Here is a 15,223-nt window from a genome sequence, read left to right on the forward strand (position 1 = left end):
GGCGGGTTCCAACGGAAAGGCTGACTTAGCAAGGAGGAGCTCCAGGGGAGCCGGGGCCGAAACGTAGAAGAAGCCGGATTATAGAGCCAATTTCCCGCCGCTTTCGAGCACCGCGACGATTTCAGCATGCAGCTTCTTGAGCTCGGCAAGGCTTTTCTCCAACGGCTCCAAAGCCAACCTCTCGTCGGCCTCTATTCTACGGAGGTGAATTCGCTTTTCTTCCTCGAGCTGGCGGTAAAGAGGAGCGTAAGCTTCCTCCAATTTTTTCCTTTAGTATTCGGCCAGAGGGGACCCCCCAAGTCCCCTGGCGTAGAGAGACTTTATGAGGGCGTTTAACTCTTCCACCTCTCTCTTCTTCAATCGCTCCATGGCGCTGTTGTAGTTGTTTTCGATCAACTCGTGCTGATACCGGTACCCGTTTTTGAGCTTCTTTATTTTCCCCTCTACATCACTTATGGCAAGTTCAAGTTCCTGCTTTCGCTGCTCTAGTTTCATACGCTCCTCAGCACTCAGCCCAGAACCAGCACGCTGTCCCGTGTCGGACCCACCGCGGAAAACCCTCACGGTTTGCGTCCCATGATCCCAGCTCACCGTAAACCCAAAGGCTTCCGCTACAAAGCGGGCCGGAAGAAATGTACGTTCCTGCCTGATCACCGGTGCCACATCGGTGGGTACAAACTCCGCCCGCTTGAAGATATCCGTCAATATCCCCTCAAAAAGCTGACTGGCCAGAGCAGAATTCTCCAGAGCTACAGCCGCACATTGGGCAAGCTCAGGGTACTCGTAGAAAATCCTCACGGCCTCGGCCAAGGCTTTCTCCCGATCCGACCACCTGGGGAGCTCCTCCAGCAAAAGGCCGTTGGCGACCAGGGCCGCATCCCGCCCCCGCAAAACGAGCAAACCAGGCCCCCCTATGGTCAAGAACACTCCCGTGCCGTTGCCGTAAAGGTAAGCCACTCTAGTTTGTTCATCCCAGAAGACGGCCCATCCCGGCACTCCTAGAGAATAAGCTAGATATCTAATGGGAACATACGTGCGTCCTTGCTCCACAAAGGGCGCCACATCCATGAAGCGGGTTTCGTTTCCCACGAGGTATCGCTTTTCGCCCACTACAAACACGGCCTGCAACTCTTCACCGGACGCATCCGAAACCGAGGGCCAGAAACACCAAAGCAACGCTAGACCAAAGACCGCCGCAGAAGTTAAAGCCGCCCTTAGCCACATAGCTAAAACTCCCTTGCGATATTCGATATTGCACCCCTTAACCTCAACAGGTTAAGGGCCGGTGCCTATGCCCGCAATGCGCCAGCCGCTGCGCTCGTTTTCTCGTTCCATGGTGAAAAAGAGAGGGCGGCGCCCGTCTTGCAAGGCATCCGCCCGCCTGACCCTAAGATCCACCTCTACCATATACTCCTTCTTTTTCCCATCTGTCGTCCCCTCCATCTCTCGCACCGAGAGAACCCGGACACTCCGGACGGTTTGCGCCCAGTCCGCAGAGGCTGCCTGGGTCAAAGAAGCAGAGTAAATCCAGTTCTTGTCCATATCCATGAATATATACCCCAAGAGCCTCTTTTGGGTCTCGCAGGCACGGGCCAGACGGTAATCTCCCCGGTTAACGGCCTCCCAGTAAGTGCGAATTACTTCCTCCGGCGTCATCCGGGCCAGCCGGAGCTCTACTGGGTCATTATAGTCGGTAAAGGAGGCCACCCAGTCGCCGAAGCTTTTCCCCGCAATCTCTTCCAGGCGCCTTCCCTTCAAAGAGCAGGCAAAGCCGTAACCGGGACCGGTATCGAGCCAGGCCCCCACCACGCGACCTTCCGCCTTTACCAGCACCGCGCGCCCGGACCACCGCTGGGGCTCGGCGAAAGGAGGCAAGGGCTCCTTTACTTTGTAGAGGGTTACCTCCATCTCCCGGCCCAGGTAAGGGGTAAGATCCAAGCCTACATCTTTGCTGAGTTCGTTGGCATAGGCCCAGTAAACTTTCAGTCCCCTTGTCGTCGGGGAAGGTTCTGCAACCTCCTCGCCGAACCAGCCGGTGTACTGCCGTATGCCGCTTTCAGTCCCCTTGTCGTCGGGGAAGGTTCTGCAACATTCCCTGACGATCACTTTTTTGAGTGCGAGTAGCAGGCTTTCAGTCCCCTTGTCGTCGGGGAAGGTTCTGCAACAGAGTCTACTTTCATCGCGAAGGAAGGGTAATTAACTTTCAGTCCCCTTGTCGTCGGGGAAGGTTCTGCAACAGCAAGGAGCAGAACGACGAGACCGCGCTGGTGGTCATCTTTCAGTCCCCTTGTCGTCGGGGAAGGTTCTGCAACCGACGCCATCCTCCCCGGGCTGGCCGATGAGGTGGAAACTTTCAGTCCCCTTGTCGTCGGGGAAGGTTCTGCAACCGCCAACCTCCTAAAAGCCATGCGGGAGTCCATCTTGACTTTCAGTCCCCTTGTCGTCGGGGAAGGTTCTGCAACAATTTCGTCGTGACCAAGACCAGATGCAAAGCCCTTGACCTTTCAGTCCCCTTGTCGTCGGGGAAGGTTCTGCAACTCCGGGTCGGGATAAGAGTCGAGCCTGTCGAGCCGGAACTTTCAGTCCCCTTGTCGTCGGGGAAGGTTCTGCAACCGGACCGCCTCCACCGTCTGGTGCACCGCCACCAGGACTTTCAGTCCCCTTGTCGTCGGGGAAGGTTCTGCAACAGGCTGAGGAGGCGGAGGTTGGTGGAGCGTTTGCTCCACCTTTCAGTCCCCTTGTCGTCGGGGAAGGTTCTGCAACGTCATCAACTCCCCGACACCAGGCTGACGGTCACCGTGCCCTTTCAGTCCCCTTGTCGTCGGGGAAGGTTCTGCAACTCTAGTTCGAGCTTTGTGGTGCCGGCGACGAAAGAGCTTTCAGTCCCCTTGTCGTCGGGGAAGGTTCTGCAACTCACCGCGGTTTCCTGCCGTTCGCCCTTGTGCCCCAAGAGTTCTGGCTGTCCGCCGCCTTTTCCAGGAGAGCCGATTTTTCGAAAATGACCTTCTTGCGCGAAAACCCTGCTCTCTTTCGAAAATTTGCCGGCGCCTAAAACCCTTCTCTCCCAAGGACTCCAGCCCTCTACCCCCTTTCAGCACTCCTATTTTCTTCCCATAAACTGGAACAAAACTACCCCATTTTCGAAAAATCCTCCGCCCCCTCCTTAAGGCAATTCTACATGCCGGGGAAATTTCCTTCTTCTTCCCAGGCCCAAAGTTAAAATTTTCTTCTCTTCCCCAGGAATCTTTTCGCCTAAAGGCGTCCCTCGTAAGTGAAAGGCCCCAGCAAAGTTCTCAACCGGAGCCTTTCTACGCCCAGAAGCCCTCCTCCCGTCGCTCTTCTGCTTCAATTTCTCCTTCTCTGTCCTGCCGGACGGGAGATTCGGAAGGTCTTTTTTTCTGCTCCCCTGCTTCCCGCTCCTCTTCTTCCTGTTTCCCTGCCCCCGCCTGCCCGGAATCCTCCCGCCACGCCTCCGCCCACGCCGGCCGGTACTCCAAAACGTGCACCGACTCAAGCTCCTTCACTAACGGGGGCCGCGCGTAGACGAGCTTCCTGAGCTCCACCGCCCGGCCCGTCCGCCACCCGCACCATACACTCGTCAAGCTTGAGCCTGGTGACCTCGGACAGGTCCATCAAAGGTGCCCTCTCTTTTACGTGGTTTCCAGAAAAAAGAAACCCCGGGTGCTTCCCCGGAGTCGCCGAATTCTCCAAAAAGGTCATGCGTGTGACCCATCTGCCCCGCGTGCCCGCGCCAGAGGGCACCTCTCTGTGCCGCAGAGCACGGGAGCACCCGGTTCCTTACCATCACCTCGCGCCCTGACCTCGGCTAAGGTGTAGGCGGCGGGCAGGAAGGCGTTGGTCAGGAGCTCTCCCAGCCAGACGGCCGCCGCCGTGACGTTCCGGTTGGCGGCCCACAGGACCGCCATCAGGGGCGTGAAAGCGTACATCACGCTCATGACCACGTCGCGCACCCAGAAGATGATGTTGACCTGGAAGGTGATCCAGGCGAAGGCGCACTTGACTATGGCCGTGCCCAGCACCGACCCGGTCGCCACCGACTCCACAAAACCCCTGTCCAGCAGGCCCGAACTGCTCTTGGCGGCGTCCGCTATCCCCACCTGAACGGCGTTGGCGAGCACGAAGAAGGCCCGCACCAGCACCGGCGCTCCTATCATGATGACGAGCGCGAAGAGCATCCGCCACAAGGTCGCCTTCCCCTCGGCCCGGGCTTCAGGGGACTTGTTGAACCCCCCGCTCATGAACCTGCCGGAGGCCACCAGCGTCAGGACGAGATAAAGCGCCCACGCCACACCCACCATGCCGTAATAAAGGTGGTCGAGTTTCTGCCACTGCTGCTCCGAGAAAGGGGCAGGATGCAGCAGGCTGTCCCAGTTCTGCGGCTTGTCGAACACCAGGTGGTCGAGGTCTTTGAAGCCCCACCTGCCCAGGAGCCCTGGTCGTTTCCCGTCCCCGTAGATTATGCGGAAGATGGCGTTGAAGATTTCGGCCACCGCTTTCTCGAAGAGCCCGCCCTCGTCCTTAACCGGCTGTTGTTGCTGTTGTTCCTGGGCCTTCTTTTTCAGCGCCTGCTGTCTCCCCTCGGTGACCGTCCAGGTTGCGGCCGACTCGTCGAGTTTGGTCTCGCGCGCGTAGTTAGAGAAGTCGTCATAGTTGGACCCTTCCCACCCCCCGTCCGGCTCCTTTGTCTGTGCCTGGCAAGGGAAAAGGACGGTCAGGATCACCAAGAAAAGGATCAGGCCAGACAGCACTTTCCGACCAGTTCCCCAAAATACCACCCCCTTTTTTAGCCAGGGAGATCAAAAGTGCCAGGCGGCACTTCCCTGGCTTCCATTACAGTCGCTTCGAAGACGGCCTGGCGGCCTTTCACGTAAGGGGCAAACGCCTTCAGTGGTAGCCCGTCACTGGGCCTTACCCAGGCCTTGAAACCGTTCGGCCTCTCGAGCACCACGCAGAGGGCAGAACCTACCTTCTCGCTGTCTTTCACCTCGTACCAGCCCCAGTTGGGGAAAATCGGAGGACCGCCGTACATGTAGATCGCAGCTCCGTCTTTCGTGGAGAGTTCCGTGGTCCTGGCCTCGCCGGTGTTTGGGTCCCGCAGGACGAGCACCGCCGGTCTTCCTTCCTTGCCAGAGCGGAACCACACGATGCAACGGTGCCCTTTGCCGTCCCAGGACTCCACTCGGGAGCAGAACCTGCCTTCCCGGTCTTTCCCTGCCCAGCCCCGGACCTTGCAGGTCATCACGCAGGTTCCGGCTTCCTCGACCGTGGTCTTTCCCTCGAAGTAGACGCCCTTTTCGAGGGACGCGTAGACCCTCCTGGTCAGCTCTGTGGGGTCGGGCAGGTCCTCCTTCTGGGCAACCCCGGGAGGGGGTACGGGCTGCGGCCTGGACTTGCACCCGCAGCCCGGAAAGAAGAAAGCCGCAAGAGCCAGGAAGACGCACAGCAGCGCGACGCCACTACGCCCGCTCAACATTACCACCCCCCGTGAAGACGAACTGCCGCTCGTAGGGCAGGCACTCCACCTGAACCTCGGCCATACTGTTCCCCGCCACCAGGATGCACCCCCCGTCTGCGTAGGCCGACAACCTCTCCTCCGCTCCGGCGGGCAGCTTGAACGCTTCCGCCACCTCCTGGGCCACCGTCGGGTTCTGCCCCAGGATGATCCTGGTGGCGCAGGAGGAGATGACCGCCCTGCCTTCCTCCCTGGCTAAAAACTCCTCTATGTGCTGGGAAGCCACTACCAGGCCCGTCCTGTGCTTGCGGCCCCGCCGCGCTAAAGTCTCCAAAAACTTGGCGGAGTCGGGCCACTTGGCGAACATCCACGCCTCGTCCAGCACCACCATCTTCCTGCCGGTGTGCCTCAACGCGAACCGGTGCCAGCACCAGGTCAGGATCACGAACATGGCGTAGAGCTTGGTGAACTCGTCCTTGATGCGGGAGAGGTCGAAGGCCACCAGAAGAGCCGCGCCAAGGCGAAAACCACCCCCCTTTCTTTCACACTGGCGGCCCGTTCTACAACTCATAGACAAATATCCCGTTGAGATACTGTCCGGTTGCTTCCTGCTTCGACGAGGAGGTGCTCGTAGACCGGTTTCCCGTTCCGCCGCAGAGCTCCTCTCCACAGGCGTCACTTCCCGCAGAACTTGCGGTAGGGCAGCTTACACGCCAGCTACCAGGGCGAATTTGAGCAGGTTCTTCGCCGCGTTTTCGTCCCGATCGTGGCGAGTGCCGCATACCGGACACGTCCACGCCCGGACGGAAAGCGGGAGTTCGGAAAGAACATGCCCGCAAACGGAGCACGTCTTCGAGGTCGGTTCAAAACGGTTCACCTTCACAAGCCGCACGCCCCAAAGCTTGGCTTTCGCTTCGAGAAGCACCCGGAAGGTGCCCCAGCCGACATCGGCGATGTGCCGGGCAAGGCGGTTGTTCTTTAGCATTCCCGCAACATTCAAATCCTCGATCGTGATCACCGGATGCGTCCGAACGAGCTCGGTCGTGAGTTTGTGGAGGAAGTCCAGCCGGATGTTTCGGACTCGGCGGTGGAGTTTGGCGACTTCAAGGCGCACCTTCTCGTAGTTCTTAGTGCGCTCGATGAGCCTTCCGTTCTTGTCTCGCACGCCCCGGCGGGAAAGACGCCGCTGAAGTCTTCTCAATCGACGAAGCGCTTCCCAAAACGGCTTAGGTGCCCCAACTTTCCGAACCGCTCCCCCTCCGTCCGCGATCGTGGCGAACGCTTCGAGACCAATATCAATCCCTGCCACTGATCCCTGCGGTGGAAGGAGTTCGGGGATCTCTTCTTCCACCGTGAGGCTCACAAACCACCGATTGGCTTCGCGGCTTACGGTGGCGTGAAAGATGCGCCCTTGGGGAAGATACATGCGAACGCGGTCGTTCTTCTTCTGGCGAACGGGCTTCTCTTTTAAACGCACAGCTCCGATCCGGGGGAGCACGATGTGCCGCGTTTTCCCGGGATAACGCCTATCGTTCCCGTCCAGAAGGAGCCGAATCGTGCCGGAACTGTTATCCAGCCTGAAACTGTCCCGCTGGTCGTGTTTGCGGCGGAACTTTGGATAGCCAACTTTTCTCCCAGCCCTTAGGCCGCGGAAGAAGTTTTTGAAGGCCTTCTCCAGGTCTCGGAGCGCTTCCTGCGGCGCCCACTTGGAGACTTCGTACATCCACGGGAAGTCCGTTTTCTTAAGACGGTTCAGTTCGCGGTGGAGTTCGACGGCGTTCGTACTGCGGCCTTCGTTCTCGTAGATTTTCTTCCACCGCGCAAGGCCCCAGTTGTAGGCAAAGCGGACAGCCCCGGCGTGCTTGGCAAGGAGAATCCTTTGCTCGGTGTTGGGATCGAGTTCGTACCGGTAGGCTCTACGGATCTTCACGTTGAAGCACCTCCAGCGCCTTTTTTGCCCGGCGTCTCGCAGAACGCTTGCCATAAAGACGAGCGGCCAGGGAGGTGAGCGCTTCGGTCATGTCGTGTACCAGGTCGTCGTCCACTTCTCTTTCTTCGACCACCAGAATGCGGCGTCCTTGCGCCCGAAGAGCGGCTTCGATAAATTCAAAGCCAAAGCGCGTGAGCCGGTCCTGGTGTTCCACGACGATCGTCGTCACGTTCGGGTCGGAAAGCAGTTTGAGGAGTTCCTTCCGCCTGCCGTTTAGACCGGACCCGATCTCCTTCACCGTCTTTCCGACCGAAAAGCCTCTGGCGTTCGAGAACTCCAGGAGCCTTACCACCTGCCTTTCCAGATCGGCCTTCTGGTCGGAAGACGACACCCGGGCGTAGATGGCAACGAGACCTTCTTTTACGGTTTCGGGTTCGTGAACTAGGATCGTCCCCGAAGGGGTGATTTCAAACGGCACGGGCATTTTGCCTTCTTTGACCCAGCGCCACGCTGTCTTGTAGGTGATCCCGTGCTTTTTTGCCCATTCACTGAGTTTCATGGACATACTTTATTATAAAAGAGAACAAATATCAATCGTATCTTTAGCTGCTAGCTACCCCCTGAAAAACGAAAAAGCAGGCTCTTGCCTGCTCTTCACCACACCCAGGGATAGTAGGGTTCGCCTTCCGGGAAAGGGGTTCTCTCCAACGCCCTCACCCGCTTCGCCGCCGTGGGGTGGGTGGAAAAGAGGAAGTCGCGCCAGGAGAGCTTTAAGGTCTTCTCCTGCTTCTCTATCTTCTTCAAGACGCCGACCATGCACTCCTTGAAGCCTATCTCGGCGGCGAAGCGGTCGGCCCGGTACTCGTCCTTCCTGGCGGCGCAGAAGACCACCAGGGCCACCAGGTAGCGCAGGAGCTCCGCCGCCCAGCCGAAGCACTTGCAGCCGAGGAAGACGGCGAAAGCCAAGAGCCAGAAGAGCCCCGGGAGCCCCTCCTCTTCTTCCTGCTCCGGGTAGCCTTCGATGAAAGTGGCTACGGTGTAGACGCCGCTCAAGAAGCCGAAGAAGGCCGTGACGAGAAAGAGCAGGAAGCAGACGGCGAAGTCGAGTTTGCCGAGGTACACCACCGCCCGGGAGCGGTCGGCGTCGCCGTGCTTCACGTGCCCGAGCTCGTGCGCCAGGATAGCGCAGAGTTCCCCCTCCGGCAGCTTAAGACAGGCGGTGGTGACCGCTATGGTCCCCGAGCCCACCGCCACGCCGTTCACCTCTTCGCTGTCAACGAGGAAGAGCTCGGGAGCCCGGCCCTGCCACCCGGCCCGCGCCAGCACCTTCTCATAAACGGGCCTGAGCTTTTTCTCCTCCTCCGGTTTGGGCCTTCTCAGGCCCAGGGCACGCCGGGAGAGCCTTTCCCCCAGGGGGGACATGCCGAAGACACCGAAGGCGAGGGTGAGCAGGACGCCTGCACCCACCGCCTTCCCCGGCTCAAGCCCCAGGACGGCCAGGGGGAAGGCGATGAGGAACATATTAAAGGCGGTCACCAGAATGAGGGCAGTCCAGCCGAGTACGGTCATCTGCCTTCAACTCCCTTCGAGCTACTTGACCCGCCGCAGCTTTCCCTTCCCGCCTAAACCGCCGTCCTCGTCTTCATCCACGGACTCGAAACCTTCTGCCAGGCCTTCCAGGAAATCCGGGTATTCCCGCGGACAGGACTTGCCGGTGACTCCCCTCCAGGCGTTGAAGTCCGGCGCGGCTGCGACGGCCACGACGTTATCCTTCGCCACCCCGTCGAAAATACCGTACACGCGCACTCGTCTCCCTTCCTCCTTTAGCGGGAAAACGCAGCCCGTCTTTCCCGCCCGAGCCCGAAGTGCTCCAGCACCGCTTCTCTTATCCGCGCCGGGCTTCCGGAGGGCACGGTAACAACCGGCACCTCCGAGCTCCTGGCCCTGGACTTGATCCTGTCGGTGACAGCGTGGCTCCCCCAGTCGGCGGCTATCACCACCAGGTCCACGTAGCCCAGCACCTTCGCGTCGAAGTCCTTGTCGGAAGCGTCCAGGTACGCGACCTCCGCCCCCAGCTCCTCCAGGACTTCCGTGGTGGGCCCCTCCTTCGCCGGGTGCCCCGCCACCAGCACCCTCGCGCCGTCAAGCGGCAGCGGGGCCGGGGAAAGCCTTTTGAGCCTCCTCTCCAGGTGGACGACGCGCCTTTTCAGGGCTTCGACCTCGGCCCGGTAGCGCTCATCGATCTGCCTGGCGGTCTCAAGCGCCTCCTCCGCCAGCCTCCGGTAGCGCTCCGCCTCCCCGGCCTTCTCGGAGGTGACCTCCGAAGCCCTCTCGAGCTTCTCCTTGAGCCTGGCGATCTCCTCGTGGTACTTCCGGGAGCGCTTTTCCACCAGCTCCAGCGCCCTCCCCGCGTCCTCCTGGAAGCACATGAGGAACAGCTCCCCTGCCAGGTTCTTGAACTCTCTCCTGAAGTGAAGCCGGGCGCGGGAGCTCCGTTTCAATCTCATAATGGTTCGATTGCTACCCGCTGGGGACGGGAGAAGACGTGAGCCTGATTTTGTTTCAATCCCATAATGGTTCGATTGCTACCGGCGGAAGACCTTCGGCCGGACGACCTGAGGAAATAGTTTCAATCCCATAGTGGTTCGATTGCTACCAAGCCCGTTCGGGGTCGGGAAGTCTTGATTTTTCTGGGTCCGAGTTCCTGCCACCTACTCCAAATTGCCGTCGACCTCCGGTTACCTCCAAACCCCCTGGGGGTCGACGGCAACTCCCAACTCCCAAAACCCGCGCCGGCACTGGATCTGTTATAACTTTCCAAACTAAGGGTGGACTCTTACGCCCCTCAACCACCCCGGTCGGCGGCAATTATAACACGGCAGCGGCAGGTAGAGCAAACGCCGGATTTGCCGGGTGTGCGTCAAGAGTTAGTAGGTGAACTCGGAGAGGAAATTTCCTGGAATTTGAGACCACGCCGCCTCAATCCCGCCTCGACCAGGCTCAAGCTAGCTCAAAGCTAGGCCGGCTCAACTCCCGCAGCACATACTTCACCCATGGAGCTCCGGCAGAGGGCCCTTTCAGTGCCGGCAACCCTGCTCTAAGCCAACTCCTCGCTTCCTCTACCTTCCGCTTCACCTCCACCTGCACCGCCTGGGCCAGATGCTCCTGCCCGGCCAGCCTTAACTCCCACCGAGAAGTGTACTTCTCTAGCTCCCCGTTGGACCGCGCCGACAAAACCCGCGCCATCCTGTCTGCTCCTGCCTCCGTCCAGCTCGCTCCTATCCTCTTCATCCGCCACCCTGCCCCGTGCCACACTTGCCCCTCTATGGTCCCCAACCGCTCAGTACCAGGAGAAGTAATTATCCCAGACCAGTTCTCTTTCAAATAGCGCCAAAGCCCCTCTATCCTCTTCTTCCTGACTCCCCGAACTCCCCTCACTGCTTTGTTCAGAACCTCTTCCACCCTCTCCCACTCCCTCGAAGCTATGGCCTGCTTGGCTTCGTTGTAAGTCTCCTCGTCGTGCCAAAATGCCTCTACGAGCCGCCGGTTCAAATGGTAAGGATCCAAAACGTGCACTGCCCCGGGGAAGTAATCTACCCCCTGCTTGGCCCACTCCGCCCCGTCACTCCCAAGGTGTATCTCCTTCACCTGACCCATGTCCCACCGGCTCGCTACCCCAGAGTAAACTTCCTCCCACATCCTCTCCCCTTCGCCTACACCGCTCATTACCAGCTTGTCCTTTAAAGCCTTCCGTCCACCTCCAACTTCCTCTTTGCCCGTGTAAGCCACAAAGAGTCTTACCTCTTTCCTTTTCTCTTCGCTCCTCTGGAGTCTTATCACCATCCCGTCGGCCTCTATGTAAAGCCTGGAGGTCTTCTCTTTACCTCCGGGTGTCTCTCCCTTCTCAAAAACGGCTTCTCTCCTGGACTCTCCTTCCTGCCTGAGCGCTTCTCCTGCTTCCTGCACGGCCTGCCACACCGCCATGGGGCTGATCCCCGGAACAAGATAGCCTAGAATTTCTGCCGCTCGCCTGAAGGGCATGTCCACCCCTAGCTTCACCGCCATCTCTTTCAAGCGCGGTGTGCACCGGGATCTCTCCGACCAGCCCAAGGCCTGGTCAAGAAGAAACTTGGCTTCCCCCGTTTGCTTGTTCCGGTAAAGCCGCCTCTTTACTTTGAGTTCTCCAAAGCTGGTGACTAAGGTCCTTTCCCTGAACCCCACTACTTCCCAAACTCGCTTGTCCCTCGCGTTCATGAGGTGGGTGTCTATCTCTTGCAGAACCCAGGCGAAAATTCCGAGGGACATTTCTAAAGACCGCCTCTGCACTTCCTTCTCGAGTTGGTAAAAGTCGCGGCAACCGGTGATCAATTCGCTGATTTTTTCTCCAAAAAGAAGGATCTGGTCCACCAGAGGTTGAATATTTGAAATGGTTTGCATCGGACCTCGCTCCTCCTCGCTCCTTCTTTCAGTCCATGAAAGTTGTCTGTGAGGGGCGAGGTCTCCTCCTTCATGAACCTCCTCCGTCACCTACTGAAATTGTACGCTCTCGCGGAGCTAACGTTGAAGGTTCTGGAGGAAGGGACCAACTTTTTAAGCTTCGAGGAGAAGCTCTGGCAGGAGCTTAATAACCTGGGACAGGAGGTTTTGAGGGAAGTTTTAGAGGCGAAAGACGCCTATCTTCGGGAGCACCGGGAAAAGCGGCCCGGCTGGCGGGTAGAGCGGCGAAACGATCCCAAAGAAGTACTTACCCTTTTCGGTCTGGTCAACTATAAGCGAACCTATTACCGGCACAAAGAGACTGGGGAGCGGGTGCACCTGATAGATCGGTTGGTAGGTTACGGGCCGCACGCACGGGTTGATCCTCTGGTTAAAGCACAAGCCTTAGAAGAAGCGGTAGATCTTTCCTACCGGAAGAGTGGCGAGAGGGTAGGGAGAGGCAATCGGGAGGTTGTGCTAAGCGGCGAAGCGGTGAAGAAGGTGATTCACAACTTTACACTGGAAGAACTGCCCGAGCCGCCTGGGGAGAAGCGCCGGGGGAAGGTTCTTTATGTGGAGGCGGATGAAGACCACGTAGCAGGTCAGGACGGGAAGAAGTACTTACCCCGGCTGGTTTACATCCACGAGGGGAAAGAGAAGGTGGGGAAAGACAGATACAGACTCAAGCGGCCTTATTACTTGGGAGGGCTTTACTCAGATACGGATGAGCTGTGGTTCGAGGTGTTGAGCTACATCGAGGAGCAGTACGAATTATCTTCTGTGGAGCGGATTTACCTCTGCGGTGACGGAGACAGGTGGATAAAGAAAGGGCTGGAGTTTCTACCGAGGAGCGTCTTTGTCTTAGATCTTTTTCACCTGGACAAGTACCTGGTGGCTGCTTTGGGGCGTGATAGTGATGGTTATAGAGAGATTTGGGCGGCCTTATGGGAGGGTGATGAGGTAAAGGTACAGGCGATTTTGCGGCGGGCGGGCAAAGCTGCGGCGAGTCCTGCGCGGAAGGAAGCGGTACGGGATTGCCGACGTTACATCCGGCGGAACTGGGAGGGGATAATGGCCTACCGGCTTTATCCCGGGGCGGAGTTGGGGGTAAGTGCGGAGGCGCACGTAAGTCATCTCTTCTCGGCACGGTTATCATCCCGACCGATGGCCTGGAGTGCTCGTGGGGTAGACCGGATGGCCCGGTTGCGGGTGGCGAAGGCGAATGGTGTTTCCTTGCGGGAGCAATATGTAGCCCGACGGAAGGAGGGCTTAAAGGCTTTAGAGATCGATAAGGCAGCTGTCGAGGAAGAGAGGCAGAGGCTAAGGAAAATATCGGGTGAGGTGTTCGATAATCTTCCCGCTCTACGGGGTCCGGTAACGTCATTAACCAGAGCCCTCAAAGCTTTGAGCCGGAACATCGATCTTCTTTGGTAGTTCGTCCTGGTCCGGGGACAGTGGGGCTCGAGACTCCTACAGTAGGTTGACACGATCTAGCTCCGCTACCCTCTGGAACTTCTCCCAAATCTGCTTTATAATCTGCATAGAGACCTCACCCTCCTGAGTGGTTGTTTAAGCAACTACTCGTCCGTTGCAAGGACGGTGAGGTCTCTCTTCTTTCTCCCCTTCCTTAGCTCCTGCAAAATTCCTACAGTAACTTTACACTAACATTTGCCGGCATAAACCGCAAAAAATAGCCGCCTACCCTCATTTGCTGTATTTTCCTGGGCAAGATGCTGGATTACGCTGTACAAGCCGGGTCTTGCCCAAAAGGGTTGCTCTCTCTGCAAGATGGGCGGCACCATTTCTAGCCCTTCTTCCCGTCTCCGAGCTCGTTGGGGAAAGAGGAGCGAAAAGGTGAACAGTTTGTATCGGTGGCCCCCGACCGCAAAGCCCCGCTCATGCAACTGCTCCCCTAACAGAGGATTCGTTTTGTAGATAGCGGCATAAATCATAAATAAAGCCATAAAGTAGATGCGGATAGTTCCAGGAGAGTGTTACGGGCTCTTCGCCGATCCTGAACAGGTTCGCAGGGTGGAAGCTGCATTACGAGCCTTCCAGGAAGCCGCAACTCAAGGGAAGCCCTCGGCTTCAACCTTTTCCAAAGGCACTTTTCCCTGGCCCAAGGAGGCGTTCATGAACGCGCTCCGACACAAAAGCAAAAAGCCTGCGTTTTTCTCGCAGGCTTGGTTTAGCATTTGGCTCCGCGAGCAGGATTCGAACCTGCAACCATCCGGTTAACAGCCGGACGCTCTACCGTTGAGCTATCGCGGATCGTATAAATAAGTCCCCGGCGGCGTCCTACTCTCCCACCCCGTCTCCAGGGCAGTACCATCGGCGCTGGAGGGCTTAACTTCCGTGTTCGGAATGGGTACGGGTGTTTCCCCTCCGCTATGGCCACCGGGAACCTTCTTCCCTCGCTCCCTCAAAACTGCATAGTGTCAGAGTAGGCTTCAGATCAAGCCCTCGACCTATTAGTACCGGTCAGCTCAACCGGTTACCCGGCTTACACCTCCGGCCTATCTACCTGGTAGTCTACCAGGGGTCTTACCCGGCTTTTACACCGGCAGGAAACCTCATCTCGGGGCAGGCTTCGCGCTTAGATGCTTTCAGCGCTTATCCCTCCCAGGCATGGCTACCCAGCTATGCCCCTGGCGGGACAACTGGTACACCAGCGGCCTGTCCATCCCGGTCCTCTCGTACTAGGGATGGACCCCCTCAAGTTTCCTACGCCTGCGGTGGATAGGGACCGAACTGTCTCACGACGTTCTGAACCCAGCTCACGTACCGCTTTAATGGGCGAACAGCCCAACCCTTGGGACCCGCTTCAGCCCCAGGATGCGATGAGCCGACATCGAGGTGCCGAACCTCCCCGTCGATGTGAACTCTTGGGGGAGACCAGCCTGTTATCCCCGGGGTAGCTTTTATCCGTTGAGCGATGGCCCTTCCACTCGGTACCACCGGATCACTAGGCCCTGCTTTCGCACCTGCTCGACCCGTCGGTCTCACAGTCAAGCTCCCTTCTGCCCTTGCACTCAACGCGCGATTTCCAACCGCGCTGAGGGAACCTTTGGGCGCCTCCGTTACCTTTTAGGAGGCGACCGCCCCAGTCAAACTGCCCACCTGACAATGTCCCCAGACCGGCTCCACGGCCTATGGTTAGAACCCCAGTGCCCTAAGGGTGGTATCCCACCGCCGGCTCCACCTGAGCTGGCGCCCAGGCTTCTCCGCCTCCCACCTATCCTGTACATAGAACACCAAAGTCCAATGCCAGGCTACAGTAAAGCTCCACGGGGTCTTTCTGTCCCACCGCAGGTAGCCAGCGTCTTTACTGGCACCTCAATTTC

Annotated in this window: 16 protein-coding genes, 1 tRNA gene, 2 rRNA genes and 1 CRISPR repeat array (1 of these 20 running past the window's edge); of the genes, 1 reads left to right on the plus strand and 18 read right to left on the minus strand. The window is 58.4% G+C overall.

What is annotated here, in order from left to right; all coding sequences use genetic code 11:
• Positions 1-78 precede the first annotated feature (78 nt).
• The 14 genes from ACTLLP_RS07275 to ACTLLP_RS07340 all read right to left on the minus strand — a co-directional run bounded on the left by ACTLLP_RS07275 (position 79) and on the right by ACTLLP_RS07340 (position 11,831).
• Positions 79-261, minus strand: coding sequence for a hypothetical protein (locus tag ACTLLP_RS07275; RefSeq protein ID WP_441058438.1), 183 nt, complete (start codon positions 259-261; stop codon positions 79-81).
• Between the two features lie 9 nt (positions 262-270).
• Positions 271-1,224, minus strand: coding sequence for a copper amine oxidase N-terminal domain-containing protein (locus ACTLLP_RS07280; RefSeq protein WP_441058440.1), 954 nt, complete (start codon positions 1,222-1,224; stop codon positions 271-273).
• 51 nt (positions 1,225-1,275) lie between these two features.
• Positions 1,276-1,938 carry a DUF4829 domain-containing protein gene (locus ACTLLP_RS07285; protein WP_441058442.1) on the minus strand — a complete coding sequence of 221 codons (663 nt, stop codon included), beginning with the start codon at positions 1,936-1,938 and terminating at the stop codon, positions 1,276-1,278.
• Positions 1,939-1,979: 41 nt separating this feature from the next.
• Positions 1,980-2,913: direct repeats of the CRISPR family, unit length 37 nt; unit sequence CTTTCAGTCCCCTTGTCGTCGGGGAAGGTTCTGCAAC.
• Positions 2,914-3,308: 395 nt separating this feature from the next.
• Complete coding sequence (locus ACTLLP_RS07290) at positions 3,309-3,506, minus strand: hypothetical protein (RefSeq protein WP_441058444.1); 198 nt, start codon at positions 3,504-3,506, stop codon at positions 3,309-3,311.
• A gap of 4 nt (positions 3,507-3,510) precedes the next feature.
• Positions 3,511-3,633 carry a hypothetical protein gene (locus ACTLLP_RS07295; protein WP_441058446.1) on the minus strand — a complete coding sequence of 41 codons (123 nt, stop codon included), beginning with the start codon at positions 3,631-3,633 and terminating at the stop codon, positions 3,511-3,513.
• 83 nt (positions 3,634-3,716) lie between these two features.
• On the minus strand, positions 3,717-4,796 hold the full coding sequence (locus tag ACTLLP_RS07300) for a TrbL/VirB6 family protein (protein ID WP_441058447.1): 1,080 nt from the start codon (positions 4,794-4,796) through the stop codon (positions 3,717-3,719).
• 8 nt (positions 4,797-4,804) lie between these two features.
• Positions 4,805-5,491, minus strand: a complete 687-nt coding sequence (locus tag ACTLLP_RS07305) for a hypothetical protein (protein WP_441058449.1) — start codon at positions 5,489-5,491, stop codon at positions 4,805-4,807.
• On the minus strand, positions 5,478-6,044 hold the full coding sequence (locus ACTLLP_RS07310) for an ATP-binding protein (protein ID WP_441058451.1): 567 nt from the start codon (positions 6,042-6,044) through the stop codon (positions 5,478-5,480). Before ACTLLP_RS07310 ends, ACTLLP_RS07305 begins: the two co-directional genes overlap by 14 nt.
• Before the next feature lie 135 nt (positions 6,045-6,179).
• Positions 6,180-7,403 (minus strand): RNA-guided endonuclease InsQ/TnpB family protein, encoded by a 1,224-nt coding sequence (locus ACTLLP_RS07315; protein ID WP_441058453.1) that lies wholly within the window; start codon positions 7,401-7,403, stop codon positions 6,180-6,182.
• Complete coding sequence (locus ACTLLP_RS07320) at positions 7,390-7,962, minus strand: IS607 family transposase (RefSeq protein WP_441058455.1); 573 nt, start codon at positions 7,960-7,962, stop codon at positions 7,390-7,392. Before ACTLLP_RS07320 ends, ACTLLP_RS07315 begins: the two co-directional genes overlap by 14 nt.
• A 95-nt stretch (positions 7,963-8,057) precedes the next feature.
• The gene (locus ACTLLP_RS07325) at positions 8,058-8,972 is read right to left on the minus strand and encodes a M48 family metalloprotease (RefSeq protein WP_441058457.1); all 915 of its coding nucleotides are present in this window, start codon (positions 8,970-8,972) and stop codon (positions 8,058-8,060) included.
• 21 nt (positions 8,973-8,993) lie between these two features.
• A complete protein-coding gene (locus ACTLLP_RS07330) occupies positions 8,994-9,209 on the minus strand; it encodes a hypothetical protein (RefSeq protein ID WP_441058459.1) in 216 nt (71 codons plus the stop codon).
• A gap of 17 nt (positions 9,210-9,226) precedes the next feature.
• Positions 9,227-9,910 (minus strand): hypothetical protein, encoded by a 684-nt coding sequence (locus ACTLLP_RS07335; RefSeq protein ID WP_441058461.1) that lies wholly within the window; start codon positions 9,908-9,910, stop codon positions 9,227-9,229.
• 493 nt (positions 9,911-10,403) lie between these two features.
• Complete coding sequence (locus ACTLLP_RS07340) at positions 10,404-11,831, minus strand: ISLre2 family transposase (protein ID WP_441061706.1); 1,428 nt, start codon at positions 11,829-11,831, stop codon at positions 10,404-10,406.
• Positions 11,832-11,912: 81 nt separating this feature from the next.
• Here ACTLLP_RS07340 and ACTLLP_RS07345 point away from each other — a divergent pair, with 81 nt between their 5' ends.
• A complete protein-coding gene (locus tag ACTLLP_RS07345) occupies positions 11,913-13,313 on the plus strand; it encodes an ISLre2 family transposase (RefSeq protein ID WP_441058463.1) in 1,401 nt (466 codons plus the stop codon).
• 227 nt (positions 13,314-13,540) lie between these two features.
• Here the strand turns inward: ACTLLP_RS07345 and ACTLLP_RS07350 are convergent, their stop codons facing one another.
• The 4 genes from ACTLLP_RS07350 to ACTLLP_RS07365 form a co-directional block, all read right to left on the minus strand.
• Positions 13,541-13,843 carry a hypothetical protein gene (locus tag ACTLLP_RS07350; protein WP_441058465.1) on the minus strand — a complete coding sequence of 101 codons (303 nt, stop codon included), beginning with the start codon at positions 13,841-13,843 and terminating at the stop codon, positions 13,541-13,543.
• 232 nt (positions 13,844-14,075) lie between these two features.
• Positions 14,076-14,150: transfer RNA gene (locus ACTLLP_RS07355), tRNA-Asn, on the minus strand.
• A 14-nt stretch (positions 14,151-14,164) separates the two neighbouring features.
• Positions 14,165-14,281: ribosomal RNA gene (rrf, locus tag ACTLLP_RS07360) — 5S ribosomal RNA — on the minus strand.
• A 49-nt stretch (positions 14,282-14,330) separates the two neighbouring features.
• Positions 14,331-15,223: ribosomal RNA gene (locus tag ACTLLP_RS07365) — 23S ribosomal RNA — on the minus strand (it continues 2,136 nt past the right edge of the window).

It is taken from the genome of Desulfothermobacter acidiphilus, assembly GCF_052073645.1.
In the GTDB taxonomy this organism is placed as follows: domain Bacteria; phylum Bacillota; class Desulfotomaculia; order Desulfotomaculales; family Ammonificaceae; genus Desulfothermobacter; species Desulfothermobacter acidiphilus.